Source organism: Bradyrhizobium diazoefficiens, assembly GCF_016616885.1.
Lineage (GTDB): Bacteria > Pseudomonadota > Alphaproteobacteria > Rhizobiales > Xanthobacteraceae > Bradyrhizobium > Bradyrhizobium diazoefficiens_F.
Genome location: NZ_CP067102.1, coordinates 2843852 through 2868047 on the forward strand (window position 1 = coordinate 2843852; position 24196 = coordinate 2868047).

25 protein-coding genes and 1 pseudogene are annotated in these 24196 nt (G+C 64.3%); 11 read left to right on the forward strand and 15 right to left on the reverse strand.

Translation table 11 applies throughout. The features are described from left to right. Positions 1-948, reverse strand: coding sequence for an ABC transporter substrate-binding protein (locus JJC00_RS12920; RefSeq protein ID WP_246774272.1), 948 nt, complete (start codon positions 946-948; stop codon positions 1-3). 119 nt (positions 949-1067) lie between these two features. On the opposite strand from JJC00_RS12920, the gene JJC00_RS12925 reads away from it, so the two are divergent. After that, on the forward strand, positions 1068-1427 hold the full coding sequence (locus JJC00_RS12925) for a hypothetical protein (RefSeq protein WP_200472915.1): 360 nt from the start codon (positions 1068-1070) through the stop codon (positions 1425-1427). 194 nt (positions 1428-1621) lie between these two features. On the opposite strand, the gene JJC00_RS12930 is transcribed toward JJC00_RS12925, so the two are convergent. Both JJC00_RS12930 and JJC00_RS12935 read right to left on the reverse strand, forming a co-directional pair. After that, positions 1622-2440, reverse strand: a complete 819-nt coding sequence (locus JJC00_RS12930; RefSeq protein ID WP_200472916.1) for a quinoprotein dehydrogenase-associated SoxYZ-like carrier — start codon at positions 2438-2440, stop codon at positions 1622-1624. A gap of 48 nt (positions 2441-2488) precedes the next feature. After that, a complete protein-coding gene (locus JJC00_RS12935; protein ID WP_246774196.1) occupies positions 2489-3331 on the reverse strand; it encodes a quinoprotein relay system zinc metallohydrolase 2 in 843 nt (280 codons plus the stop codon). Between the two features lie 210 nt (positions 3332-3541). Here JJC00_RS12935 and JJC00_RS12940 point away from each other — a divergent pair, with 210 nt between their 5' ends. Together JJC00_RS12940 and JJC00_RS12945 are read left to right on the forward strand one after the other, a co-directional pair. Further along, positions 3542-4423 carry a substrate-binding domain-containing protein gene (locus tag JJC00_RS12940; protein ID WP_200472918.1) on the forward strand — a complete coding sequence of 294 codons (882 nt, stop codon included), beginning with the start codon at positions 3542-3544 and terminating at the stop codon, positions 4421-4423. After that, complete coding sequence (locus JJC00_RS12945; protein WP_200472919.1) at positions 4420-4992, forward strand: PQQ-dependent catabolism-associated CXXCW motif protein; 573 nt, start codon at positions 4420-4422, stop codon at positions 4990-4992. Before JJC00_RS12940 ends, JJC00_RS12945 begins: the two co-directional genes overlap by 4 nt. Positions 4993-5160: 168 nt before the next feature. Here JJC00_RS12945 and JJC00_RS12950 read toward each other — a convergent pair whose 3' ends face one another. The 6 genes from JJC00_RS12950 to JJC00_RS12975 all read right to left on the reverse strand — a co-directional run bounded on the left by JJC00_RS12950 (position 5161) and on the right by JJC00_RS12975 (position 10089). Then, positions 5161-5460 (reverse strand): copper-binding protein, encoded by a 300-nt coding sequence (locus JJC00_RS12950; RefSeq protein ID WP_200472920.1) that lies wholly within the window; start codon positions 5458-5460, stop codon positions 5161-5163. A gap of 136 nt (positions 5461-5596) precedes the next feature. Beyond that, positions 5597-6211 carry a hypothetical protein gene (locus JJC00_RS12955; protein WP_200472921.1) on the reverse strand — a complete coding sequence of 205 codons (615 nt, stop codon included), beginning with the start codon at positions 6209-6211 and terminating at the stop codon, positions 5597-5599. Continuing rightward, positions 6208-7056, reverse strand: coding sequence for an ABC transporter permease (locus JJC00_RS12960; protein ID WP_200472922.1), 849 nt, complete (start codon positions 7054-7056; stop codon positions 6208-6210). Before JJC00_RS12960 ends, JJC00_RS12955 begins: the two co-directional genes overlap by 4 nt. Next, positions 7053-7859: an ABC transporter ATP-binding protein gene (locus JJC00_RS12965; RefSeq protein WP_200472923.1), complete on the reverse strand. Its 807-nt coding sequence runs from the start codon at positions 7857-7859 to the stop codon at positions 7053-7055. Before JJC00_RS12965 ends, JJC00_RS12960 begins: the two co-directional genes overlap by 4 nt. After that, positions 7856-8824, reverse strand: coding sequence for a YVTN family beta-propeller repeat protein (locus tag JJC00_RS12970; RefSeq protein ID WP_200472924.1), 969 nt, complete (start codon positions 8822-8824; stop codon positions 7856-7858). The genes JJC00_RS12965 and JJC00_RS12970 overlap by 4 nt, the downstream gene beginning before the upstream one ends. An 83-nt stretch (positions 8825-8907) precedes the next feature. Continuing rightward, on the reverse strand, positions 8908-10089 hold the full coding sequence (locus tag JJC00_RS12975; protein ID WP_200472925.1) for an ABC transporter substrate-binding protein: 1182 nt from the start codon (positions 10087-10089) through the stop codon (positions 8908-8910). A gap of 127 nt (positions 10090-10216) precedes the next feature. Between JJC00_RS12975 and JJC00_RS12980 the strand changes: the two genes are divergently transcribed. Continuing rightward, a complete protein-coding gene (locus JJC00_RS12980; protein ID WP_200472926.1) occupies positions 10217-10720 on the forward strand; it encodes a DUF3280 domain-containing protein in 504 nt (167 codons plus the stop codon). A 15-nt stretch (positions 10721-10735) separates the two neighbouring features. Here JJC00_RS12980 and fghA read toward each other — a convergent pair whose 3' ends face one another. Then, positions 10736-11581 (reverse strand): S-formylglutathione hydrolase, encoded by an 846-nt coding sequence (gene fghA, locus JJC00_RS12985; RefSeq protein ID WP_200472927.1) that lies wholly within the window; start codon positions 11579-11581, stop codon positions 10736-10738. Between the two features lie 88 nt (positions 11582-11669). Then, on the reverse strand, positions 11670-12290 hold the full coding sequence (locus JJC00_RS12990) for a response regulator (protein ID WP_200472928.1): 621 nt from the start codon (positions 12288-12290) through the stop codon (positions 11670-11672). Positions 12291-12480: 190 nt separating this feature from the next. Between JJC00_RS12990 and JJC00_RS12995 the strand changes: the two genes are divergently transcribed. The 5 genes from JJC00_RS12995 (at position 12481) to JJC00_RS13015 (ending at position 19299) form a co-directional block, all read left to right on the forward strand. Then, on the forward strand, positions 12481-13851 hold the full coding sequence (locus JJC00_RS12995; protein WP_200472929.1) for a histidine kinase: 1371 nt from the start codon (positions 12481-12483) through the stop codon (positions 13849-13851). Positions 13852-14017: 166 nt separating this feature from the next. Continuing rightward, positions 14018-16483, forward strand: coding sequence for a TonB-dependent receptor (locus JJC00_RS13000; RefSeq protein WP_200472930.1), 2466 nt, complete (start codon positions 14018-14020; stop codon positions 16481-16483). A 141-nt stretch (positions 16484-16624) separates the two neighbouring features. Then, positions 16625-17032 (forward strand): hypothetical protein, encoded by a 408-nt coding sequence (locus tag JJC00_RS13005; protein ID WP_200472931.1) that lies wholly within the window; start codon positions 16625-16627, stop codon positions 17030-17032. A 156-nt stretch (positions 17033-17188) separates the two neighbouring features. Continuing rightward, positions 17189-18652: a GH1 family beta-glucosidase gene (locus tag JJC00_RS13010; protein ID WP_200472932.1), complete on the forward strand. Its 1464-nt coding sequence runs from the start codon at positions 17189-17191 to the stop codon at positions 18650-18652. A 344-nt stretch (positions 18653-18996) separates the two neighbouring features. Continuing rightward, the gene (locus JJC00_RS13015; protein ID WP_008139488.1) at positions 18997-19299 is read left to right on the forward strand and encodes an HU family DNA-binding protein; all 303 of its coding nucleotides are present in this window, start codon (positions 18997-18999) and stop codon (positions 19297-19299) included. Positions 19300-19373: 74 nt separating this feature from the next. Here JJC00_RS13015 and JJC00_RS13020 read toward each other — a convergent pair whose 3' ends face one another. The 4 genes from JJC00_RS13020 to JJC00_RS13035 form a co-directional block, all read right to left on the reverse strand. Beyond that, entirely contained in the window at positions 19374-19529 is a 156-nt protein-coding gene (locus JJC00_RS13020; RefSeq protein ID WP_200472933.1) for a hypothetical protein, read from the reverse strand. A gap of 5 nt (positions 19530-19534) precedes the next feature. Then, complete coding sequence (gene lon / locus JJC00_RS13025) at positions 19535-21916, reverse strand: endopeptidase La (protein WP_200472934.1); 2382 nt, start codon at positions 21914-21916, stop codon at positions 19535-19537. 8 nt (positions 21917-21924) lie between these two features. Continuing rightward, complete coding sequence (locus JJC00_RS13030; protein WP_200472935.1) at positions 21925-22308, reverse strand: Hsp20/alpha crystallin family protein; 384 nt, start codon at positions 22306-22308, stop codon at positions 21925-21927. 187 nt (positions 22309-22495) lie between these two features. After that, entirely contained in the window at positions 22496-23065 is a 570-nt protein-coding gene (locus tag JJC00_RS13035; protein WP_200472936.1) for a ferritin-like domain-containing protein, read from the reverse strand. 133 nt (positions 23066-23198) lie between these two features. On the opposite strand from JJC00_RS13035, the pseudogene JJC00_RS13040 reads away from it, so the two are divergent. Both JJC00_RS13040 and JJC00_RS13045 read left to right on the forward strand, forming a co-directional pair. Beyond that, positions 23199-23348 (forward strand): annotated as a pseudogene (locus JJC00_RS13040) (MarC family protein); the annotation flags it as partial. Positions 23349-23536: 188 nt separating this feature from the next. Continuing rightward, positions 23537-24184 (forward strand): L-fuculose-phosphate aldolase, encoded by a 648-nt coding sequence (locus JJC00_RS13045; protein WP_200472937.1) that lies wholly within the window; start codon positions 23537-23539, stop codon positions 24182-24184. Positions 24185-24196 lie beyond the last annotated feature (12 nt).

The following is a 24196-nucleotide window of genomic DNA, read 5'->3' on the forward strand; positions in this document are numbered from 1 at the left end:
TCAGTCTCCGGGGACTGCGTGATAGAACGTGCCGGGGTCGAGATCGGCCGCCGGACCGACCAGGTCGCGGCCGCCGATCTCGGCCAGCACGTGATAGAGCACGCGCGCATCCGCCTCCTCATCGTTGATGTTCCGGCGTGGAATGCCGTCACGGTAGCGGTCGCGGTAGGTCTTGAGCACGGCCGGATCGGTCGCGCCGGTGAGCGGGGCGATCTTGTCCCAGGCCGCATCCGAAGTGACCAGCAGCCGCTTCGCCTTGCGGGTCATGGCGATGAAACGCGCCACGGCGTCGCGATGGCTCGCGGCCCAGCTCTCGTCGAAGACATAGCCGACGGCGGAGACCGCACCCTTGGCGCCCAGTTTCGGCAAAATCTCCTCGATGCCGGCGAGGCGCCGAAAACCCTTGGCCTCGAGCTGGGCGCAGAAATTCCAGAAATTCAGGCTCGCATCCATCTCGCCGTCGAGCGCCTTGGCGGCGATCAGGGGCGGCGCGCCATAGACGATCGTCGCATCCGACTTGAGGTCGATGCCGTCCTGCTTCATCCGCGCCTGCAGCAGCAGCCAGCTCTTGTCGATGGGACCGCCGCCGACGGCGAGCTTGCGGCCCTTCAAATCGTTGAGTGTCTTGATCGATGACGCCGCGGGCACCATCACCGCGCCGAGCGCGCTGGAATAGGGATAGAAAGTGAGCTTGGCGCCGAGCGCGCGCTCGCGCGACACCCACAGCCAATCCGATAGCATGATGTCGGCATTGCCGGCGCGCAGCGCGATCTTGCCGGCCTCGGGGCTCGCAAGCTCGGTGACCTCCAGCGACAAATTGGCTTCCTTGTCGAGCCCGGCCTCGCGGATGGTCGCCAGTTCCCAGGAGAACGTTCCGGTCTTCTGCACCGCCAAGCGGATGGTGTCCGAGGCATGAGCCGTCGTGCCCAGCGTCAGCGCCAGCAACATCGCGAGCGCCAATGTTCGTGCCAAAACTCTCATCACCTTGTGAGCCATTTCCTCGAAGGAGCGCTTTTCAGGACAATAGGCATAGCATAGCTTCCATCGCAACCAGCGGGAGGACGTTCATGAGTTTTGCGGTACAGGTACGACCGATTGTCGCCGCCATGGTCGTGCTCGCGGCGACCGTCTGCGCGGCGCTGGCCGAGGAGGCCAATGATTATCCGACGTCGGCGCGCGCGGAATATGTCTACGGCTGCATGAAAGCCAATGGCGAGACGCGGCAGGCGATCGAGCAATGCTCCTGCTCGATCGACGTGGTCGCCTCGATTGTCCCTTACGAACGCTATGTCACCGCCGAGACCGCGCTCAGCATGTCCCAGGTCCGCGGCAATCTCGGCACCCAGTTCCGGACATCAGAACAGGCGAATTCGGCCGTGAATGATCTGCGGCGGGCGCAGGCCGAAGCCGAGGTGAGGTGTTTCTGATTTAGCGCCGCGTAGGCGGTGCGATCCCTTCTCCCCTTGTGGGAGAAGGTGGCGCGAAGAGCCGGATGAGGGGTATCTCTCCTTACGCAAGGACGTTTGAGAGTTGTGCTGGCGGAGGCAGACCCCTCACCCGTCTCGCCGCTGCGCGACGATCCACCCTCTCCCACAAGAAGGGGAGGGAAAGTCAGTTCACCTCACGTCCCCGGCTTCTCCACGTCCCACTCATTCCGGAACACGTGTCCGTCCGTGTCCTTGGCCTCCGCGCGGAATCGCTTCGCGCCGTTGGAGACATAGGAGAAGCGCAGATTGGGATCTTCCGAGATCGAGATGCCGCCTTCCATCGACAGCACGGGGCTGTCGTCCTGCGTCAGCTTCAGCTGGTTGATGAAGAAGGCGGGAATATAGAGCTGCGTGACCTGGTTCATCTGCAGGCCGGAATTGTTGGGATGGCCGATCATGATCTGCGCTTCGCGGATGCGGCTCGCCGGCGCCTCCTCGCGCGCGAATTGCCGGTAGCGCATCTGGCCGAGGCGGTTCTGGGCCTCTTCCGCGTTCTTCCCCGCCGGGGCCGAGCAGCCGCCTGACGCCTTCACATAGGTCTTGGAGACGTAGAGCTGGCCGTCGCTGAGCTCGGCGACGGCATGCACGTCGGTGTAGTTATTGACGCGGACGCGCGTGGAGATCTCGCTGACATTGGCATCCGCGCCAAGCTCGAATTTCGCGGCCATCGGCGCCGGGTTGCGATCGATCACCAGCGTGATCGAGCGGATGCGGCGGGCATCGCCGGGTGACAGCTTGCTGCGCAGGGTCACCGGCACGATCGCCGCGTCCTCGGCGCGATACGGCATCTCGATGGCGATGACCTCGTTGCCGTCGTTCGTCGGACGATTGCTGAAGATATCCTGCACCAGGCCCGGCCAGGGATCATAAGCCTCTTCGGCGCTCGCCGGCAGCGCGAAGGCGATGCCGAACAGCACGGCGATCAGGGGCAGGCGGCGTGTGCATCCCATCATGGTCGTGGTCTCGCACGGGCAAAGCAATGCCTCAACGTAGCGCGTCCGCTACTCCCATTCAATTTCCGAAAATGCTGCGGTTGCGTTGCGGGCGTTGTAGTCGTCGAACAGGTCCCAATGCGATCGCTCCGTCTCGGCCGCCTTCTCGGCCGCGGTCCGGATCGATTCGCCCTTCTTGTTCGAGGCACGGACGTCCGACAGCAGCGTCGAGAGATAACGCCGTTCATCGGCGAGCGCGGCAGGCCAGTCGCTCACAGGGCCGTGACCGGGAACGATGCGGACCGCCGGAACGGTCTCCAGCTGCTTCAGCAGGGCAAGCCAGCCCCGGATGCTGCCGTCCACCACCGGAATGTGGCGAAGAAAGACCAGATCGCCCGCGAACAGCGTCTTCGTCGTCTCGTCGAGCACCGTGAGGTCATTGTCGCTGTGCGCGGCCGGCCACGCCCGCAAGGTCAGCCGGCGCGATCCGAGATCCAGCGTCATCGTATCCTTCACGAGCAGGGTGGGCGGCACGATCTTCACGGGATCGATCAATTCGCTGCCCATGATGCGCTTAAAATTGTCGAGATAATACGGTCCGCGTGTCGCCAGCGCCTGCGGCAGCCTGCTGTGGCCGACGAAACTGGTTCCCTCCACGACAAAGGCCGCGTTGCCGAAGACATGGTCGGGATGGCCGTGGGTGTTGATGACGTAGCGGATCGGCTTGCTGGTGCGCGCCCGCACGGACGCCAGCAGCGCCTCGCCTTCACGCAGGCTGCCGCCGGTATCAATCACGGCGACCGCATCCTCGCCGACGATGAAGCCGACATTGGCGATGTCGCCCTCGTTCTCGCGGGTCATCAGGGCGATGGTCCCGGAGTGCACGAAGATTCCCGGTGCGACTTCGCTCACAGGCAATTCTGCTGCCCCGGCGCGTGCTAGCGTCACTATCCCCAGCAGGGACAGGGCTGCGATCCTTGACGTGAGATGCGACACTTTTCCGCCTCAGTTCAGGGCTTGCCGCATTGCACTGCAGCACAACAAGCCAACGCAAGCTTTGGCAAAACATCGTGCGTCCTGCGTTGCATGGATAGCATTCGGATGAATTGAGGAGGAAGCGCGATGATGAAGGCCGGACGACATCGTCGCTGGTTGTTTTCGCTGTGTGTGATGACGGCGTCTTGCTTGATCGGTGACGCTGCCGTCGCGCAAACGACTGATAGTGGCGATCTCTCGTTCGAGCTGGTCGACCCCAAGGTGCTGCGCGTTTGTGCCGACCCGCGCAATCTGCCGTTCTCCAACGAGAAAGGTGAAGGGATCGAGAACAAGCTCGCCGAGCTGTTCGCGGACAAGCTCCAGAAGAAACTCGACTACGTGTTTTTCCCGCAAGCCACCGGCTTCGTGCGGATGACGCTGGGCGCGCATCGCTGCGACGTCATCATGGGCTTTCCGCAGGGCGACGAGCTCGTGCAGGGCACCAATCCTTACTATCGCACGTCGTACGCGCTGGTCGCGAAAGCGGGCAGCGGGCTGGAGGATGTCGACACGCTCGAAGATCCGAAGTTGAAAGGCAAGCATGTCGGCATCGTCGCCGGCACGCCACCGGCGACCAACATGGCGATCGCAGGCCTGATGGGCGATGCAAAACCCTATCCGTTGATGATCGACACGCGCTACGACAATTCGGCGCAGGCCATGATCGACGACCTCGCCGCCGGCAAGATCGACGCCGGCGTGCTGTGGGGACCGATGGCGGGGTACTACGCCAAGAAGGTCGGCTCGCTGCACGTGACGCCGCTGGTGAAGGAAACCACCGGTCCAAAACTGGTCTATCGCATCGGCATGGGCGTGCGCGCCGCCGACCAGAACTGGAAGCGGCAGCTCAACAAGCTGATCCAGGAGAACCAGGGCGAGATCAACAAGATCCTGCTCGACTTCGGCGTGCCGCTGCTGGACGAAAACGACCGGCCGCTCGGCGCGGAGACGGCCAAGAAAGCGCAATGAGGCGACATCTTGCCGCTGCGGTCGTCGCCGCCATGCTGGCGGCGCCGGCCGTCGCGCAGCAAGATTCGGCGCAGCAGCAGGAGCCGTTCGAGCCCGAGGGCTATCGCACCGACAATTACCGCGCACCGGTACCGGCGACGCTCGAAGGCGCACGCGTGCTGACGACGGCGGAGACCGAGGCGATCTGGCGCGCAAAGGGCGGTGCCTTCATCGACGTGCTGCCGCGCGCCCCGAAGCCGAAGAACCTTCCCGCGGGCACGGTGTGGCGAGATGCGCCCCGGAAAAACATTCCCGGCAGCATCTGGCTGCCGGATACCGGCTACGGCGCGCTGGCGCCGGCGATGGACGACTATTTCCAGCGCGGTCTCGCGCAGGCGTCGCATGGCGACAAGGCCGCGCTGCTCGTGATCTATTGCCTCGCCGATTGCTGGATGTCCTGGAACGCCGCCAAGCGCGCGCTCGCTTACGGCTATTCCAACATTGCGTGGTATCCCGAGGGCACCGACGGCTGGGAGCTTGCGAAGCTCCCCACGGAGGAAGCACAGCCGGAGCCGCGGCCTGAGCAATAGGCGTCTCGGTTAGAAGCGCACAGCCTTCTCCGCGTCATTGCGACCGCAGCGAAGCAAATCCAGAATCTCTCCGCCGAGGGACTCTGGATTGCTTCGTCGCATCATCGCAAATTGCTTCGCAATTTTGTCGCGGGCTCCTCGCAATGACGATGTGGGTGGAGCGTCGCCCTACTGCTTCTGCAGCTTCGTCAGCGTGCCCGAACCGTCGGTGTCGGTCGCAGCGTACGTCACCCTGTCGCCGGCATGGACGGCATCCAGCATGGCGGCGTCCTTGGCCTTGAACTGTTGCAGCGCGCCGGCGCCGCCGGCACTGCCGCCGACCGTGCCCTTCTGGGTCTGCTGGATCGAGATCGTGTTGTTGAGTCGATCGATCCTGGTGACCATTCCGGTCATGTCGTCAGCAAAGGCGCTGGATGCGAGCATGGTGATGGCTGCAGCGCTTGCGAAGATGAATTTTGTTGTTCCCATCGAGGCCTCCCGTTCCTGGAGATTCACATCGACAAGCCATCCTAGATCGTTTTGGTTCCGGCAGATAGCCCGGCAAACATGAATGATCGCGTTGATATCGCGGGAACTTTCATGAAAGCCGTCAGCAGGGCTAACGCTACTCCATTTCCTGCTGGATGACGCGGCCGAGCGCGAACAAGCGCTGGTCGATCGTGGTCGGAACCTCGCAGACGAAACGCACCACCTTGCGGCGGTCCTCGAAAATGCGGGTCTCCCAGATCAGCTCGTTGCTCATCGCGTCGACCTTGGTGTCGTCGCGCGGCGTTGCGTCCTGCAGCGCCTGGAGCTGGATGGTCTCCTCGCGGATCTTGTCGGCGGCCTCGCGCTGCTTGCGGCTGACGCGCTCGAGCCCGCTCATGACCTGGGAGCGCTGGGCGTTCAGCGTGTCGAACAGGCCGGCGAACAGCAGTTTTGCGTTGGTGGTCTTGTCGGCGGCAGACCCGGTCAAAAATTCCTTCACCGACTTTTCGGCTTCATCCAGCGGCGTCTTGCGTGCCGCCAGCTTCGAGACCAGCGCGCTGACCTTGCTGTCGTCCTTCCACTTGCTCGCGGCGTCGTCGAGCGCAGGGCCCGCCCAGACCGCCGCGAGCGAGATCTCGGGTACCTTGGCCTGCGAACAGGGCCAGTCGGGATAGCGCGGATCGGCCGCGCGCACGGCTGTGGCCGAGATCGCCAACGCTAGCGCTGCCATGGCAAGTGTCCGAACCGTCATCCTTCGCCTCCCGCAGGCCCGCGCCGTGCCAGCCCGCGCGAGGGATCATAGGCATAGATCGCGGCGACCATGAAGACGATTGTGCAAGCTCCGACCACGGTCAGCGAGACCCAGTTGATCTGTCCGTACAGCGCGAAGCGGATCAGCTCCACCGCATGGGTGAACGGATTGGCCTGGCAGACATAGTAGAGATAAGGGCTGCCCTCCTGTACCCGCCACAGCGGGTACAGCGCGGAGGAGGCAAAGAACATCGGGAAGATGACAAAGTTCATCACCCCGGCAAAGTTCTCGAGCTGCTTGATGCCGGACGAGATCAGCATGCCGAGCGAGCCCAGCATCAGCCCGGACAGGATCAGCGCCGGCAGCACGGTGAGATAGCCGACCGGCGGAGGGGTGATGTCCCAGAACCAGGCGATGATCAGGAACGCATAGACCTGGAGCAGCGACACCGCGGTGCCCGCGAGCAGCTTGCAGAACAGCAGGAAGCCGCGCGGCAGCGGGCTCACCAGCAGCGTGCGCATATTGCCCATCTCGCGGTCATAGACCATCGAGAGCGAGGACTGCATGCCGTTGAAGAGCTGGATCATCGCCATCAACCCCGGCGCGATGAAGACCTCGTAGAGGATGTAGGTCTCGTAAGGCGGGATGATGGAGATGCCGAGCACCTGGCGGAAGCCGGCGGCGAAGATGAACAGCCACACCAGCGGCCGCACCAGCGCCGAGACGAAACGCTCGCGCTGGTGCAGGAAACGCAGCCCCTCGCGCCAGACGATGCCGGTCAGGCAGGTCATGTACTCGGAGGCCGAGAAGCCGCGCGGCGCGTTGTGCGTGGTGATGCTGCTCATGCGCCGCCCCCCGGCATCACTTGCGCGCCGGTCAGGCGCATGAAGGCGGTGTTGACGTCCTGCGCGCCGGCCTCGGTGATGACGCGGCTCATCGGGCCCTGCGCCAGCACCTTGCCCTGGTGCAGCACCACGAGATCGTCGCCGGCCAAGATCTCGTCGAACAGATGCGTGGCCCAGAGCACGCCGATGCCTTGCTCGGTCACGAGCTGACGGACATGGCTGATGATGTCGGCCCGCGCCTTGACGTCGAGCCCGACGGTCGGCTCGTCCAGCAGCAACAGCCGCGGCCGGTGCAGCAGCGCGCGGGCAATCTCCAGCCGCCGCATCTGCCCGCCGGAGAGATCGCGCACCTTGCAGCCGGCGCGGTCGGAGAGGCCAATGCGCGCGAGCAGCTCGGCACTGCGCGCCGCCGCCTCGCGACGGCTGATGCCGTGCAGGGCTGCGTGATAGAGCAGGTTCTGCGTCAGCGACAGATCGAGATCGAGCGTGCGTGGCTGGAACACGACGCCGAGCAGCCGCAGCGCCTCGCCGGGCGTGCGGCTGATATCATGGCCGAAGATGCCGACGCGCCCGGTCTGGATGCCGAACAGCCGCGTGATCAGCGAGAACAGCGTGCTCTTGCCTGCGCCGTTGAGGCCGAGCAGGGCGGTGAAGCTCGCGGGCTGCACGTTGAAGGAGACGTCTACCAACGCGCGGCGCGCGCCATAGGAATGGCTAACGCCGTCGATCGACAGCGCCGGCACCGCGGCCGGATCAGGGCGTGGTGTCTCGCGAGGTTCGGCGATGGGGGCGGGGCTGGTCATGGCGCGATCGTGATGCCCCAGGGCAGTTCGCCCACCTGAATGGTCTTGATCACCTTTTGCGCGGCGACGTCGATGACGGAAACGTCGTTCGACACGCCATTGGTGGTGAGCAGGTATTTCTCGTCCGGCGTGAACGCCATGTGCCAGACGCGCTGACCGACCAGCAGATATTTCGTCACCTTGCGCGAAGCGATATCGACCACGGCGACGCGGTTGGCGGGGCCGAGCGCAACAAAGGCGGTCTTGTCGTCCTTGGTCATGCCGATGCCCACTGGCTGGATCGCCTCCTTCCTCAAGCCGGGAATCTCAAAATTGACCTTGCCGATCACTTCGTGCTTCTGCGGGTCGACGATCGACACGGTGCCGCCGATCTCGGAGGACACCCACAATTCGGACGCGTCGTGCTTGAACTCGGCAAAGCGCGGCCGGGCATCGACCAGCACGTTGGCGACGATCTGGCGCGACGCGGTGTCGATGAAATGCGCCATGTTGGTCGTTTCCGACGTGTTGATCAGAATCTTGCCGTCCGGGCTGATGGTCATGCCCTCCGGCTCGACGCCGACCTGGATGTCGCCGAGACGCGCGCGCTTCTCCAGGTCGATCACGGTCACCGTGTTGTCGTTCTCGTTGGCGACATAGAGCGTTTTGCCGGCGGCATCCTGGGTGAACAATTCAGGGTCGGGACCGGAGGGAAGGGTGTCGACAACCGCTTGCGTCTTGGCGTCGATCAGCTGGATGGTGTCGTCGTCGCCGACCGCGACCATCACGAACTTTCCATCGCGGCTGAACTCGATGCCGCGCGGGCGCTGGCCGACCTTGATGGTCTTCGTCACGGTCCAACTGTCGGTGTCGATCACCGACACCGTGTTGCTCTTTTCGTTCGAGACATAGGCGATGAAGGCGTGGGCGGGCGCTGCGACGAACGCGAGTGCGACGAGCACCATTGTCATCAGCATACGTAACATCTGTCCGCGGGCGGTTCTTACCTCCCCCGCGGGCAGGGGAGGGAGCGCACCATCTCTGCGACGGCTCCTTCGGATCACATTGCTCATTTCAGCTTGCATTTGCTCTCCGGGCGATCGTAGCCGAGCGTGTCGAGCTCGGAGACCTGGTGCAGAAATCCTTCCTGCGGCGACACCGACACCACCATGCGGCCGTCGACCAGCAGGATCGGTTGGCGGAGCTGGAGATTCCAGTCGCGCAGCGTCAGCTTGGTGCCCTTGAAGGCGGCGACGGAGAAATCCGGTCCCTTGATGAAATCGGTGACCTTCTTGACGTCGCCGGAATTGGTGCGCGAGGTGGCCTCGCCAATCATGCGCACCGCCGTCCAGGCCTGCATGTCGAGCGCGGTCATGCGCCGCGAATTCAGCTTCATGAAGCGGTTCTGCATCTGCGTCGCGCCCCACTGGTCCTGCGCGGCGTCCCAGCTGCGCGGCACCAGGCCGGCCGAGCCCGCGACGGGACGGGGATCCCAGGTGCGGTAAGGCAGATAGGCTGCGAACACCTCGCTCTCGTCGGCGGCGACCAGCACGTCGTAGGCGGGCGCCTGCTGCGTGAACACGGGCATCTGGCGCTGGATCAGCGTCACACCAGAGTCCGTGCGGCGCGCGCCGCCGGCGTCTTCGAAGGTGCGCTCCTGCACGATCTTGGCGCCGAACCGCGTGGCGGCGCGACGGAGTGCATCGGCGTAGAGCTTGTCCTCGTCATGCGAGCCGACCACCAGCAGCCAGCGCGGCCATCGCTTCCACACCAGGTACTGGCCGAGCGCATCGGCCAGCATCGAGCGCGTCGGCGCGGCGTGGATGACATTGGCGCGGCAATCGGCCTCGCGCAGCCGCTCGTCGATGGCGCCGGCATTGAACAGCAAGGTGCCGCGATCGCGCAAGGCGTCGGCGACTTTCAGAAGTGCATCGGCCGGCAAGTCGGCGACGATGAAGCCGTTGTGCTCGGCAAGCGCGGCCGCGGCCTGGACCACGTCCTCCCCTTCCTTGATGCGGCGTTCCTCCAGCGTGAAGCGCTGGTTGAGGAATTTTCCGGTGGTGTTGTTGTCATCGATCGCGAGCCTCGCGCCGGCGACGCCGTCATTGTCCGCGGGCTGCTCGACCAGCGAGAGCGTCGATCTGGTGCCGGCTAGACCGAGATAGCCGACGCCGATCGTGACCGGGTCGGCCGCGAGCGCCTGCGCTGCCGCCAGACACAGACCGATCGGGCCGAGCAACCATCGGATCATGCTTCCTCCTGACGTTCTCCCCGGCTTGACCGTCGGTGAAGAATTGTCTCTCCTGAAGCATGACGGATTTGGCCGGGCTTGCAACCCCGCATTTGGTCGTCGCGACATGGCAAGCGGAATCACGATCATGCGAGCGCTGATATGTTTCGCAGCCTTGCTGCTGATGGGTTCGCAGGCCGCCGCCGATCCGCCAAAGCTCGCCGTGTTCGATTTCGAGCTGATCGACACCAGCCTGCCCGGCGAGTTCTACGGCTCGAAGCCGGAGGAGGCGCGGCTTGCGCACATCAGTGACCAGCTGCGCAAAGAACTGGTTGAATCAGGCCGGTTCCAGCTGCTCGATATCGCGCCGGTGCGGGATGCCGCCCGTCACGGCAATCTGCAGGCCTGCGGCGGTTGCGATCTCAAGCTTGCCGGGCAGCTCGGGGCGGACCTCGAGATCACCGGCATGGTGCAGAAGGTCTCGAACCTGATCATCAATCTCAACATCTATCTGCGCGACGTAAAGACCGGCAACATGATCACGGCGGCGAGCGCCGACATGCGCGGCAACACCGATGAATCCTGGTCGCGCACGATGAGCTACCTGATCCGCAACCGCCTGCTCGCGCCGAATTACGGCAAGCCGGAGTAGGATAGAGTCGAAAACTCACCCCTTCAATCTCTCCGCATGCCAGTGCAGATGGTCGCTCATGAAGGTCGAGATGAAATAATAGCTATGGTCGTAGCCCGGCTGACGCCGCAGCGTCAGCGGGATGTTGGCCTTGCTGCAAGCGGCCTCGAGCAGTTCCGGACGAAGCTGCTCCTTCAGGAAATTATCGGCCTCGCCGACGTCGACCAGGAAGCCGGAATACTTCGCGCCGTCCTCGATCAGCGCCACCGTGTCATGGCTGCGCCAGGCATCCTTGTTCGGACCGAGATAGCCGGTCAGGGCCTTGATGCCCCACGGCACCTGCGACGGCGCCACAATCGGCGCGAAGGCGCTGGCCGCGCGATAACGATGCGGGTTGCGCAGCGCCACCGTGAGCGCGCCGTGGCCGCCCATGGAATGGCCCATCACTGATTGCCGCTTGGCATCGACGGGAAAAATTCCCGCCACGAGTTTGGGGAGCTCGTCGGTGACGTAGCTCCACATGCGATAATTGCGCGCGAACGGCGCTTCCGTGGCATCGACATAGAAGCCGGCACCCAAGCCGAAATCATAGGCATTGTTGGCGTCGCCCGGCACGTCGGGCCCGCGCGGGCTGGTGTCGGGGGCCACGAAGATCAGGCCGAGCTCGGCGCAGGCTTTGCGGAATTCGCCCTTCTCGGTGACGTTGGCGTGGGTGCAGGTGAGCCCGGAGAGATAACAGACCACAGGCAGCTTGGCGCCGTCGGCGTGCGGGGGGACATAGACCGAGAACACCATGTCGGTTCCGGTCGCCTGGCTCGCATGGCGATACACGCCCTGGACGCCGCCATAGGAAGTGTTGGTCGAGACAGTCTGGATCGTCATGCCGTTGTGCTCCGTGGCATCTCACCACATCGAGAATGCAATGCTTGTGTGACCGAAATTTGCGGCGCGCGCCAGAGCGGGCGCAAGATCAGGCCACACCGCTGTCGATCGCCAGCCGCACCAGCTCGACCGAGGTCTTCACGCCGAGCTTCTGGCGCATGATCGAGGAGGTGTTGGCGACCGTCTTGTAGGACGATTGCACCAGCCAGGCGATCTCGGACAGGCTTTTTCCGGCGCTGAGCAGCCGCAAGATCTCCATCTCGCGCGCATTCAGCTTCGACAGCGGGCTTTGCGCCAGCGCGGGTCCTGCGAAGGCGATGCTGCGCGCGATCGCGCTCGGCAGGTAAGTGCCGCCGCCGCCGACGGTGCGGATTGCCTCGACGAGATCGTCGGGGTCGCCGGTCTTGGAGACATAACCCTTGGCGCCGCATTCGATCGCGCGCGCGGCGAAGGCCGGGTCGTCGTTCATGCTGAACATGATGATGCGGGCCTCCGGCGCGCGCGAGAGGATGCGGCGCGCGAGCTCGAAGCCGGAGACGGTCGGCAGGTTGATGTCGACCACGCAGAGATCGGGGCGCTCGACGATGAAGATGCTCTCGCCGTCCTCGGCGTCGGCGGCCTCCAGAATCTCGATCTCGCCTTCGTCGGCCAGCACGGCGCGGCAGCCGGAGGCGACAATGGGATGATCGTCGACGATCAGAATGCGCATAAGCGTTCCCCGTGACAGCGCCGGCCTGTTTACGTGCCGCATGATTCCGGACGAGACAGACGCGCATCTCATGTCGGGTCATGCAACCCGGCCGGGATTGCTGTACGCTTCCGATTAGATATCGGGCGCTTCGTCTCTGTCAACGCTATCGGACAGGCCCGAGCGATCCTTGGTGGGGCAGGCGAAAGCAATGTGGCAAAATCTATCCTTGCGCGGGCGCATCAACCTCCTGCTGGCGTTGCTGCTTGCGCTCGGGCTCGCCGTCAACATCGGCCGACAGGTCGCGGAGGCCGGTCCCCGCGTGCAGGCCGAGGACCAGAGCGTGATCCGGCTGGCGCGCGAGTTCATCGAGATGATCGTTGCCGATCTCAACGAGGCGCCGGATCCCGATGCCAGGCTGAACCAGATCGCGCGTGACCTCAATCGGCTCCGCCATGTCAGCATTGCACTCCGGGACGCCGGCGGGAACCCGCTGACGCCACCGCGGCCCGAGACCGATGACGATGCGCAAGGGCCGCCGGCCTGGTTCGTCAACTTGGTTCATCCTGAGCAGACCGCGGTCAGCGTGCCGGTCTCGGTCCATGGCAAGCCCGGCTCGCTGGTGATTACCTCGCATCCCAATGACGAGATCGCCGAGATCTGGGACGCCATCGTGACGCAGCTCGAGGTCGGCTCTGTCATCGCGCTGGCGCTGTTCCTGGTGATGATGAATGTCGTCGGCCGGGCGCTTGCGCCGCTCGAGTCGCTGACACAGACGATGGGCGAGCTCGAGGGCGGCCGTTACGACGCGCGCGCGACGCCCGGCGGCGCGCCCGAGTTGGCTGCGATCTGCACCAAGCTCAATCATCTCGCGGCGACGCTTGGCGAGGCGGTCGAGGACAAGCGAAGGCTTGCCGAGCGCGCGGTGTCGCTCCAGGACCTCGAGCGCAAGGAGATCGCGCGTGAGCTGCATGACGAGTTCGGGCCTTATCTGTTCTCGCTGCGCGCGCATGCCAGCGCTTTGGCGAAGCTCGTCGACGGGCGTGCGCCGAGTGCAGACGCGGTGCGAAAACACGGCGGCGCGCTTCTCGAGCAGATCAACGCGCTGCAGCAGTTCACCCGTCGCGTGCTGGAGCGCTTGCGGCCCGTCGGCCTTGCCGAGCTTGGCCTTGGCAAGGCGCTGGAATCGCTGTCGCGGCTGTGGCGGGAATCGCATCCCGACGTGACCATCGAGACCACGATCTCGCCGGCGCTGGGGGTTACGGGCGAGACCGCCGACCTCACCATCTACCGGGTCGTGCAGGAGGCGCTCACCAACGCGTTCCGCCACGCCGGCGCGACCGCGATCAATGTCGTGATCGAGCCGGCGGAGCAGCCGGGGCACAATGGTCGCGGTTGCGCCCGGGTCCGGGTCAGCGACAACGGCCACGGCATGGAGCCGGGCCAAAAACTCGGCTTCGGTCTCGTTGGCATGCGCGAGCGCATTCTGGCGCTGGGCGGCACGCTCAACGTGGCGTCGGGCGAGGGCGGTGTCACCGTGGAGGCGCTGGTTCCGACCGGTGGCCTGATCGCGCCTGGTTAAATCGAGGAAAATTCCCGATCGGGAAAAATTCCCGATTTCGTCGGGAAAACGGGAGCGGATCGTGCCCGACCTTTTGTGGCTAGTGCATGAGCTGCCGCCGACTACACTCATCGCAACCAAACGGCGAAAACCAGAACAGCCGAAGGTTACGGGTGGGGCGATAGGAATGCGCAAGCTGGGACACAGGCGACGTCTGCTGATGGCCTCGGTCTTGGCCGGGTTGGTGTCCGGCCCCTGTTTCGGGACCAACGCCCGCGCTGCGCAGGACGAGGAGACCAACGTCCAGAACCTGCCCGCGGTCGAGGTGGTGGCGCCGCGGCCGACCGCACGACGTGCCCCGTCACGACCGGTTGCGCGGACGGCTGCAAGCGTCGGCAAGCCCGCGACCGGCAGGATCTACGTCTATCCGACAGCACCTGGCACCGGCAGGGGTATCGAGGTCGACAAGGTTCCGTCGGCGATCAACGCCGTTGACGCCAACCAGATCAAGCGCACCGGCTCGCTCAACGTCACGGATGCGCTGCGCGACAACATCGCCGGGGTCAGCATCAGCGAGGTCACCGGCAACCCGTTCCAGCCAAGCGTCGAGTTTCGCGGCTTTGTCGCCTCGCCCGTGACAGGCACGCCGCAAGGACTCGCGGTGTACCAGAACGGCGTGCGCATCAACGAAGCCTTCTCGGACGCCGTCAATTGGGACCTGATCCCGACCGCAGCGATCAGGTCGGTGACGCTGGTGACCAACAACCCCGCCTTCGGCCTCAACGCGCTCGGGGGCGCGATCAATCTGCAAATGAAGGATGGCTTCACCTATCAAGGCGCAGAGCTTGATGTCATGGGCGGCTCGTTCGGCCGCCTCCAGGGCTCGGCGCAATGGGGCAAGCAGGTCGACCAGAACTACGGCATCTACGCCGCGCTCGAAGGCCTGCACGATAATGGTTTCCGCAACTTTTCCCAATCGGACGTGCGGCGCTTCTACAGTGACGTCGGCTACAAGGCGGGCGACAGCGAATTCCACGTCAATATGGGGGTCGCCAAGAACGATTTCGGCGCCAACGCCACTGCTCCGGCAGAGCTGCTGGATCAATATTGGGGCGCGACCTACACGACACCGCAGATCAGCTCCAACCGCGTCGGCTATCTCAACCTGACCGCCAAGGCCGATGCGACGCCGACCTGGACGCTCGAAGGCACCGCGCATGTGCGCAGGTACGAGCAGAAGATCGTCGACGGCAATCCAACCGACGTCGGCGCGTGCACGGCGGACGCGACGCTGCTGTGCTTTGGCGACGGCGCGACGCCCGCGAATGGCACGAACGGCGTGCAGCTTGGCAATCCCTTTGCGTCGGGAACGATCCTCGGCGAGATCGACCGCAGTTCGATACGGTCGACCAGCTTTGGCGTATCCGGGCAGGCCACCAACACCGATCAGTTGCTCGGGCACGAGAACCGCTTCGTGATGGGGACAAGCTATGATGCCAGCGTCACGCGCTACGATGCCACCGCCGAGATCGGTTCGATCGGAGAGAATTATGTCGTGAGCGGCGGCGGCCTCTTCCTGGGGCCGACCGGTACGATCGATACCGGATTTGCCGGTCCCGTCTCGCTGCGGACCGTCAATCAATATAACGGCCTGTATGCGATGGATACGTTCAACGTCACGGATGCCTTCGCGATTACCGGCGGAGGCCGCTTCAACGTGGCGCGCATCACGCTGGAGGACCAGCTCGGCACCGCGCTCAACGGCGATTACACCTACACCCGCTTCAATCCGGTGATCGGCGGGACCTACAAGATCACGCCGGAGCTGACCGCCTATGCCGGCTACTCCGAGGCGAACCGCGTGCCGACGCCGCTCGAGCTCGGCTGCGCCGATCCGAACAATCCCTGTCTCATCGCAGCATTCCTGGTCTCCGACCCGCCGTTGAAGCAGGTCGTGTCCAAGACCGTGGAAGCAGGTCTGCGCGGGACCAGGGAGCTGAACATCGGCACGCTCGGATGGAAGATCGGCGGTTTCCGCGCCACCAACTATGATGACATCCTGGCCGTCCCCGTTCCCGGCCGGACCGGCTTTGGCTATTTCACCAACGTCGGCAGGACACGTCGGCAAGGGCTCGAGGCCGAGGTCAACATCAAGTCACCGACGCTTCAGTTCCAGGGGAGCTATACCTTCGTCGATGCCCGCTTTCTCGACGCATTGACGCTCGGCTCGAACAGCCCGTTCGCCGATGCCGACGGCAACATCCAGGTTTTGCCCGGCAACCAGATCCCCGCGATCCCGCGCCACCGCGTCAAGGTCGGTGTCGAATATGCCGTCACCGATGAGTGGAAGGTTGGCGGTCATGCGCTGTTCGTCTCCAGCCAATACCTGGTCGGCGACGAATCCAACCAATATTCGAAGCTGCCATCCTACACGGTCTTCAACCTGCACACGTCCTACCAGGTCACCAAGAACCTCCAGCTCTACGGCAAGGTCGATAACATCTTCGACAACCGCTACGCGACCTACGGACAGTTCTTCGACACCGGCGCTCTGCCGAATTTCACCAACGGCGGAAGCCCCTTCACCGACCCGCGCTCGCTGAGCCCGGCCAGGCCAAGAGCGTTCTATGTGGGCGCGCGGGTGACATTCTGAGACCGGATGGAGGTGCGGACGCCTGGTGACGTCGGCCCCACGCTCGTTGGAGGCCGGATTCACACGGGCCGCGCGATTAACCGTTCCTTAGTGCTGACCGTGCGGATGATCAGGGCGGGGAGACCAAGGGAGACTGCTCCCATGCTGAAGGATGGTACCTACGCGGCGTGGTACAAGACGCCATTCGACCAGGGCACCGGCATCGTCCATGTTGCAGACGGCCAGATTTGGGGCCGCGACAGCCTGATGACGTATCATGGCTCCTGCAAGGTCGACGGCGATCGCTTCACCGCGACCGTGTCGACGAAGCGTCATACCGAAGGACGTGTCACCGTCTTCGGCGTCTATGACGAACTGACGCTGGACATCGAGGGCACGTGCCCCGACAAGATCGCGACCTACACGGCGACGGCCGGGCAGGCAGGGGGCGTCGTCCTCCAGGGAACGCTCATTCTGACGGAACAGCCGGCGGCGGCACCTGAACAAACCGGGCAGATCCCGGCGTTCGATCCCGCCAAGCTCCCAAAGCTGCCGAAACGCTCGCGCTGATCGCTGGGACCATCGCAGCCCGCCGCTTCGCCTGCATCGACATGTCGCGCCGTCGGGCAGCGCAATTCTGCATCCGAAAACTTCGGTGTCGGTGCTTCTCAAACCGCCTGCGTCCCGTCATTGTGCCGCCGCATCAATCATCTTGGGGCAGCATCAATGTCGGACAGGGTCTCGCGTCGCCAGTTCGCGAAAATCGCGGGGGTGTCCGCAGCCGGAATGGCGGCCCCCCTGGAGCTCGCCGACGCGATGTCGGCGGCGGCGCCGCGCAGCGCCGGCGGCTTTCCGCAAAATTTTCTCTGGGGCACGGCGACCTCGTCCTATCAGGTCGAGGGCGCGGTCGAGGAGGATGGGCGAGGGGCCTCGATCTGGGACGAGTTCGTCCGCATCCCCGGCAAGATCGAGGACGGTACGACCGGCGACCGCGCCAACGAGCATTTTCACCGCTATAAGGACGATATCGCGCTCATCAGGGAGCTCGGCTGCAAGGCCTATCGCTTCTCGGTGGCCTGGCCGCGGGTGTTTCCAGATGGAGACGGCAAGCCGAACCCGAAAGGGCTCGACTTCTACAATCGCCTGGTCGATGAGCTCCTCAGGAACGGCATCGAGCCGTGGCTGACGCTCTATCACTGGGACTTGCCGCAATCGCTGCAGGACCGTTTTGGCGGCTGGCGCTCGACTGAGACCTGCAAGATCTTCGGCGACTACGCGGCCTATGTCGCCGAGCACCTGACCGACCGCGTCAAGAACGTGTTCACGCTGAACGAGAGCGGCCGCTTCGTCTATTTCGGTTACGGCATCGGCATCGACGCGCCGGGCCTGACCTTGCCGCAGGCTGAGCTGAACCAGATCCGGCACAACAGCGCGCTCGCGCACGGGCTCGCGGTGCAGGCAGTGCGCGCCCATGGCCGCCGCGGCACGCGCGTCGGGCCGGCCGAGAACGTCGATGCCTGCATTCCCGCGATCGATACGGCCGAGAACGTCCGCGCCGCCGAGATTGCGTTGCGCGAGCTGAATGCCGGTTATCTCAACGTCATCATGACGGGGCGCTACACCGACGCGTTCCTGAATTACGCCGGCGCCGACGCGCCGAAATACACCGACGCCGAGCTGAAGATCATCTCCTCGCCGGTCGACTTCCTCGGCCTCAACATCTACGCGCCGCAGCACTACATCGTCGCCTCCGACCAGGGGGCGGGCTTCATGCCGCTGCCGATCCCGAAAGCCTTTCCACACATGAATTCGGATTGGCTGCGCGTCGGCCCCGAGACGATCTACTGGGTGCCGAAGCTGGCTGCAAATATCTGGAAGACGGATGCGATCTATATCAGCGAGAACGGCACGTCCGGCGACGACCAGGTGATGCAGGACGGCAAGATCTACGACACCGACCGCATCATGTATCTGCGCAATTATCTCGCCCAACTCCAGCGCGCAACCACGGAAGGCGTACCGGTGCGCGGCTACTTCCTCTGGAGCCTGATGGACAATTTTGAATGGGTGTTCGGGCTCAATAAGCGTTTTGGGCTCTATCACGTCAATTTCGAGACCCAGGTGCGGACGCCGAAACTCAGCGCGAGCTTCTATCGCAACGTCATCGCGAACAACGCGGCGGGAGCGTAGGTCTCTCTCCCCGCAACCGCGGCGAGGTGACGCAAGATTGCGCGGCCACAGTGCGTCGATCTAGCTTATTTTCAGGGTGAATCGCGCTCCGCCTCCGGCAAAGAGGCCGGTCGTCGCTTGTCGAAAGCATCGAATCAGCTTTAGCAAGGCTGCTTGCGGGCCTTTGAAACAAGGCAAAAACCGCTGCTCGAGGCACCTTCCGCTCAGGAAGTAGCTAAAATGCAGGGGTTTTTTGCCTCAGGGGGCCAAAAAAGCCCGTAAAACCGCGACAAAACTGTGCAGAAGGCTATAGGCCTTCGCCGGTTGGTCTAATATGCAACCGGCAACGAATCAGAGGAGACACGATGCCAGCCCAAATGTCCAAATCGCAGTTGATCGAAAAGATTGCGACCGCCACCGAGCTTTCCAAGCGCGACGTCAAGAGCGTCATGGAGACGCTGACCGACGTCGGCCACAAGGAGCTCAAGAAGAACGGCCTGTTCCTGGTGCCGGGCTTCGCCAAGTTCGTCGTCATAAAGAAGCCCGCGACCAAGGCGCGCAAGGGCACCAACCCGTTCACGGGCGAAGAGATGATGTTCAAGGCCAAGCCGGCTCGGAAGATCGTCCGCGCCCGCCCGGTCAAGGCCGCCAAGGACGCAGTGGCCTGATAACGCAAGGCCCCCTCGATGAGAGGGGGCCTTTTGTACTGAGTATGTGACCGCGAGGGCTGAGACGGAGGGGTTCAGCCCTTGCGGCGCTTCACCCGGACCGGGATCGGCTGAAGCCGTGGCTCCGGTCCTGCGAGTGCGTCGCGCACCCGATCGATGGCACGATCGAGCAGCTGGCGTAGCCGCTGCGTTGTCCGCGATCGCTTCGCTTCTTCGAGCAACTTTTTCATCGCATTCACTCCGCCGCTTCGACCTTGGCTTCCGCCGGCTCGAGCGCCGCGGCGATGGCCTCGTCGACGCGCTCCAGCCAGATGAATTCGAGGTTGTCCCGCGCGCTCTTCGGGATGTCGTCATAGTCCCGCTTGTTGCGCGCCGGCAGCATCACCCGCTTCAGTCCGGCGGCGGCCGCAGCCACCACCTTCTCCTTGATGCCGCCAACCGGGAGCACCAGCCCACGCAGCGAGATCTCGCCGGTCATCGCGGTGTCGCTCCGCACCGTGCGATTGGTAAGCAGTGACGTCAGCGCCGTGAACATCGCCACGCCCGCGCTCGGTCCGTCCTTCGGGGTCGCACCCGCGGGAACGTGAACATGGATGTCGCTCTTCTCGAACACCTGGGGATCGATGCCGAGCTGGGTGGCTCTGCTCTTCACCAGCGTCAGCGCAGCCTGCACGCTCTCGCGCATGACCTCGCCGAGCTGGCCAGTCAGGATCATGCCGCCACGGCCGGGCACGCGCGAGGCCTCGATGAACAGGATGTCGCCGCCGACCGGCGTCCAGGCAAGGCCGGTGGCTACGCCGGGAACGCTGGTGCGCTGCGCGATCTCGCCTTCGAAGCGCGGCTGTCCCAGCACATCGGCGATGTCCTTCGCCGTCACCACGACCTTGGCCGCCGTGCCTTCGGCGACCTGCACCGCGCCATGGCGGAACACCTTGCCGATCTCGCGCTCGAGGTTACGCACGCCGGCCTCGCGGGTGTAACCCTTGACGATCAGCCTCAGCGCCTCCGGCTCGATCTCCGCCTGCTCGGCGGTCAAGCCGTTGGCCTCCAGCTGCCGCCGCACCAGATAGCGCTTGGCGATCTCCAGCTTCTCCTCCTCGGTGTAGCCGGCGAGGCTGATCAGCTCCATGCGATCCAGCAGCGGACCGGGAATCTGGTCCAGCATGTTAGCAGTCGCGATGAACACCACGCGCGACAGGTCGAAGGGCACGGCCAGGTAATTGTCCCGGAACGTCCCGTTCTGCTCGGGGTCGAGCACCTCCAGCATGGCGGCAGAAGGATCGCCCTGCACGCCACGGCCCATCTTGTCGATCTCGTCCAGCATCATGACGCAGTTGCGTGCGCCCGCCTTCTTGATGCCCTGGATGATGTTGCCGGGCAGCGCGCCGATATAGGTGCGCCGGTGACCGCGGATCTCGGCCTCGTCATGCACGCCGCCCAGGCTGACGCGCACGAAGGGGCGATCCATCGCACGCGCGATCGACTGGCCGAGCGAGGTCTTGCCGACGCCGGGCGGGCCGACGAAGCACAGGATCGGGGCCTTGCCTTGCGGCGCCAGCTTGCGCACCGCCAGATATTCGATGATCCGGCTCTTGATCTTCTCCAGGCCAAAGTGATCCGCATCCAGGATGCGGCGCGCTTCCTTGATGTCGATCGGCTTCTCCGCGGGCAGCGCCCACGGCAGCTCGATCAGCCAATCGAGGTATGTGCGGACCATGCCGGCCTCACCGGCGGCCTCGGGCATGCGCTCGTAACGGCGCAGCTCCTTCTTGGCGTGCGCATCCGCTTCGGGCGGCATGTTGGCCTTGGCGATCGCAGCCGTCAGCTCGGCGACTTCGGCGGCCTTGCCGTCGCCTTCGCCCAGCTGGCGCTGAATGGTTGCCATCTGCTCGCGCAGGATCGCCTCGCGCTGCCGCTCGTCGAAGCTGGCGCGAGTCTTCAGGCCGATCTCATTGCTGATGCGCAGCACCTCCAGCCGCTCGGCCAGGTGCTTCGACACCTTCTCGACGCGCAGAGCGAGGTCGATGGTCTCCAGGACCTCCTGCTTGTCCTGCGGCTTGATGTCCATGAACGAGGTCGCCAGATCCGCCAGCGCGCCGGGCGCGGTGGTGCTCTGGAACATCGCGACCAGCTCGGGCGGCGCCTGCGGCAGCAGTTCGACCGCCTCGATGGCCTGGCGTTGCAGGTTCAGCGCCCGCGCCTCGATCTCGGGCGAGGACGTGGTCGGCTCCGGAATCTGCTGGATGCGCGCAGCCGGGAACGGCGCCCCCGGCAGGAAGTCGAGGATGCGCGCGCGCTGCACGCCCTGGCAGACGATGTGATGAGTGCCGTCGGGCGCGGTGATGTAGCGCACGATGTTGGCGATGGTCGCGACGCGATAGAGATCGTCCGGGCCGGGCTCCTCGGTCTCGGGGCTGCGCTGCAGGACGATGCCGATCGGCCGCTGCTCGCGCAGCGCCTGCTGGGCGGCGGCGACGGACTTCGGCCGGGCGATCGCGATCGGCGCGATGGCGCCGGGGAACAGCACCATCTCGCGCACGGGGATGATGATCAGTGCGTCTTCGGGGATATTCACGTCAGTATTGGTCTGTGCGGTATTCATCTGTTCGGTGGCCATGATCGACCTCAGGATTTGGCGAGGCGCAGTGCGACGCAGCCGTCCATCACGAAGCGGCTGATGGCGTAGCGGCCAAGCGGCAATGCAATGCGGCGCTCAAAACGCCCCTGCGGCAGCTCGAGCCGGTGGATGCGGGCGTTGCGAAGCTCCGGCGGGAGCGTGCGCTGGCCAGAGATAATGAGCGCGCCGTCCTGGATCACCGTCTCGACATTGTCCGGATTGACGCCGGGAAGTGCCACCAGGATCAGGAGCTCATGCTCGGTTTCGAGCACGTCGATCGGCGGCTCCCAGCAGGCCTCCTGACGGCCGAACTGCTGCCGCATCCGTTCGGCGCGGTTGAGCGAGTCCAGGGCTTCGGACAGCATCCAGTCGAAGGGATTTTTGGGTTGCATGGCAAAACTCGGGGGAAGGCGCTGCGGTTGGAAAACGGGGATATGGTGATGGTTCCCGCAAATTCCAGCATCGCGCGTTCAGAGCATGCCTGGCCCTCGAAGCAGACGAGGCCCTTGCGCTCAGACGCATCGACGCCGCGGAGACATTCCGCGGCGCCGGAGGCAACAATTGGGCGGGACTCTATGGTCAGGCGGCGGCGCGGTACTCCTGTTCCGCTTCGAGATTGATGACCGAGGTGGCGAGCTCGGTCAGCGCATGGTCGGTCGCCTCTTCCTCGTCCAGCGTCTCCTGAAGCAGCCTTGCGGCGTCAGGCATGCCGAGCTCCTCGGCCCAGGTGCGCAGCGTGCCGTAGCGGGAGATCTCGTAATGCTCGACCGCTTGCGCCGCGGCGAGCAGGCCGGCGTCGAGGGCAGGGGCGTTCTTGAAGTCCTTCATGATCCCGGCGCCCTCGTCGGTGATGCCGTTGATCGCCTCACACGGCTTGCCGCGCGCGGGCTTGCCCAGCATCTTGAAGACCTGGTCCAGACGTTTGACCTGGCCCTGCGTCTCCCGCAGATGCTTGTTGAAGGCGGCCGCAAGGTCCTTCGAGTGGGCAGCCTTGGCCATTTTCGGCAGCGTCTTGATGATCTTGTTCTCCGCGAAATAGATGTCTTTCAGCGTTTCCAGAAACAGATCGCTCAGCAGCTTAGGCGCCTGACGCGGGCGGCGCGATGCGGTCTTTTTCTTAGGTGCACGTTTCTTTGCTTTCTTGGCCATAAATCCTCCTCTTGAGGTGACACGGGAAGGCACGTCCTTCCTCAATCCTCACGCGATCAAGAGCCGGCGTCTGCAAATGTTCCTCGCGAAGGCCTTCGCGAGCCGCTATGGCTGGCCATCCGACCAACGCTCGCTCTGCTTCGTCTCAGCCGGCCTGATCGCGCGGACGCTCGGGCGAACCGGAAATGCCGTGCTGTCGCGCGTCCTCGGCATGCTGCTCGCGGCCTATTCGGTGCAGTTTGTGATCAACGGCATTGCGGCCGTCCGGGCGAGCCTGTCTTGAGGTTTTCTTGGGGTCGCGACAATCTGTTAATCTCTTGATTTTACGATGTAATTCGTGGCGTAGCGGACCCGTCGGCAAGATGGCGCCCGAACAGGGCCGCTTTCGCTTGCGCTGCCATATTGCTTTGACGTACTTCCGGTCTAACAAACGCCCATCGCCAAGAAGGCCGAAATGAAATCGAGGTGTCGATGACAGCGGACGAACTCGCCACGAGACAGGCCATCATCGACGCCTGCCGCCGCATGAACGCGCTCGGCATCAACCAGGGCACATCGGGCAATATCAGCGTGCGTTTCGGCAATGGGCTCCTGCTCACGCCCACCAGCGTGCCCTACGACGCCATGACGCCGGACCAGATCGTGTTCATGGCAATGGACGGCTCGCATGCCCCCGAACAGAAGCCGTCCAGCGAGTGGCGCTTCCACCTCGACATCCTGAAGGCGCGCGCCGACGTCAACGCCGTCGTGCACGCCCATCCGACCTATTGCACCATCCTGGCGATCATGGGCATGGACATCCCGCCCGTGCACTACATGATCGCGGCTGCCGGCGGCGACAGCATCCGCTGCGCGCCCTATGCCACCTTCGGCACGGCAGAACTGTCCGAGCACGCGGTGCGCGCGCTGGTCGACCGGCTTGCCTGCCTGCTCGACCATCACGGCATGATCGCGGTCGGCAACACGCTCGACAAGGCGATGTGGCTCGCCGTCGAGGTCGAGACGCTGGCGCGGCAATATCATGGCTGTCTCCAGATCGGCAAACCACCGCTGCTCTCCAGCGCCGAAATTGAACGGGTCCGCCAGCGCATGGCCGGCTACGGCCTGTCGGAAGGGTAGGGCTGGCAGCAG

What these genes read in the sequence shown, in the direction of transcription:
- JJC00_RS12920 (WP_246774272.1), bottom strand. Translation starts at nt 948, where the DNA reads ATGTTGCTGGCGCTGACGCTGGGCACGACGGCTCATGCCTCGGACACC.
- JJC00_RS12925 (WP_200472915.1), top strand. Translation starts at nt 1,068, where the DNA reads ATGAGTTTTGCGGTACAGGTACGACCGATTGTCGCCGCCATGGTCGTG.
- JJC00_RS12930 (WP_200472916.1), bottom strand. Translation starts at nt 2,440, where the DNA reads ATGATGGGATGCACACGCCGCCTGCCCCTGATCGCCGTGCTGTTCGGC.
- JJC00_RS12940 (WP_200472918.1), top strand. Translation starts at nt 3,542, where the DNA reads ATGATGAAGGCCGGACGACATCGTCGCTGGTTGTTTTCGCTGTGTGTG.
- JJC00_RS12945 (WP_200472919.1), top strand. Translation starts at nt 4,420, where the DNA reads ATGAGGCGACATCTTGCCGCTGCGGTCGTCGCCGCCATGCTGGCGGCG.
- JJC00_RS12950 (WP_200472920.1), bottom strand. Translation starts at nt 5,460, where the DNA reads ATGGGAACAACAAAATTCATCTTCGCAAGCGCTGCAGCCATCACCATG.
- JJC00_RS12955 (WP_200472921.1), bottom strand. Translation starts at nt 6,211, where the DNA reads ATGACGGTTCGGACACTTGCCATGGCAGCGCTAGCGTTGGCGATCTCG.
- JJC00_RS12960 (WP_200472922.1), bottom strand. Translation starts at nt 7,056, where the DNA reads ATGAGCAGCATCACCACGCACAACGCGCCGCGCGGCTTCTCGGCCTCC.
- JJC00_RS12965 (WP_200472923.1), bottom strand. Translation starts at nt 7,859, where the DNA reads ATGACCAGCCCCGCCCCCATCGCCGAACCTCGCGAGACACCACGCCCT.
- JJC00_RS12970 (WP_200472924.1), bottom strand. Translation starts at nt 8,824, where the DNA reads ATGTTACGTATGCTGATGACAATGGTGCTCGTCGCACTCGCGTTCGTC.
- JJC00_RS12975 (WP_200472925.1), bottom strand. Translation starts at nt 10,089, where the DNA reads ATGATCCGATGGTTGCTCGGCCCGATCGGTCTGTGTCTGGCGGCAGCG.
- JJC00_RS12980 (WP_200472926.1), top strand. Translation starts at nt 10,217, where the DNA reads ATGCGAGCGCTGATATGTTTCGCAGCCTTGCTGCTGATGGGTTCGCAG.
- fghA (WP_200472927.1), bottom strand. Translation starts at nt 11,581, where the DNA reads ATGACGATCCAGACTGTCTCGACCAACACTTCCTATGGCGGCGTCCAG.
- JJC00_RS12990 (WP_200472928.1), bottom strand. Translation starts at nt 12,290, where the DNA reads ATGCGCATTCTGATCGTCGACGATCATCCCATTGTCGCCTCCGGCTGC.
- JJC00_RS12995 (WP_200472929.1), top strand. Translation starts at nt 12,481, where the DNA reads ATGTGGCAAAATCTATCCTTGCGCGGGCGCATCAACCTCCTGCTGGCG.
- JJC00_RS13000 (WP_200472930.1), top strand. Translation starts at nt 14,018, where the DNA reads ATGCGCAAGCTGGGACACAGGCGACGTCTGCTGATGGCCTCGGTCTTG.
- JJC00_RS13005 (WP_200472931.1), top strand. Translation starts at nt 16,625, where the DNA reads ATGCTGAAGGATGGTACCTACGCGGCGTGGTACAAGACGCCATTCGAC.
- JJC00_RS13010 (WP_200472932.1), top strand. Translation starts at nt 17,189, where the DNA reads ATGTCGGACAGGGTCTCGCGTCGCCAGTTCGCGAAAATCGCGGGGGTG.
- JJC00_RS13015 (WP_008139488.1), top strand. Translation starts at nt 18,997, where the DNA reads ATGCCAGCCCAAATGTCCAAATCGCAGTTGATCGAAAAGATTGCGACC.
- JJC00_RS13020 (WP_200472933.1), bottom strand. Translation starts at nt 19,529, where the DNA reads ATGAAAAAGTTGCTCGAAGAAGCGAAGCGATCGCGGACAACGCAGCGG.
- lon (WP_200472934.1), bottom strand. Translation starts at nt 21,916, where the DNA reads ATGGCCACCGAACAGATGAATACCGCACAGACCAATACTGACGTGAAT.
- JJC00_RS13030 (WP_200472935.1), bottom strand. Translation starts at nt 22,308, where the DNA reads ATGCAACCCAAAAATCCCTTCGACTGGATGCTGTCCGAAGCCCTGGAC.
- JJC00_RS13035 (WP_200472936.1), bottom strand. Translation starts at nt 23,065, where the DNA reads ATGGCCAAGAAAGCAAAGAAACGTGCACCTAAGAAAAAGACCGCATCG.
- JJC00_RS13045 (WP_200472937.1), top strand. Translation starts at nt 23,537, where the DNA reads ATGACAGCGGACGAACTCGCCACGAGACAGGCCATCATCGACGCCTGC.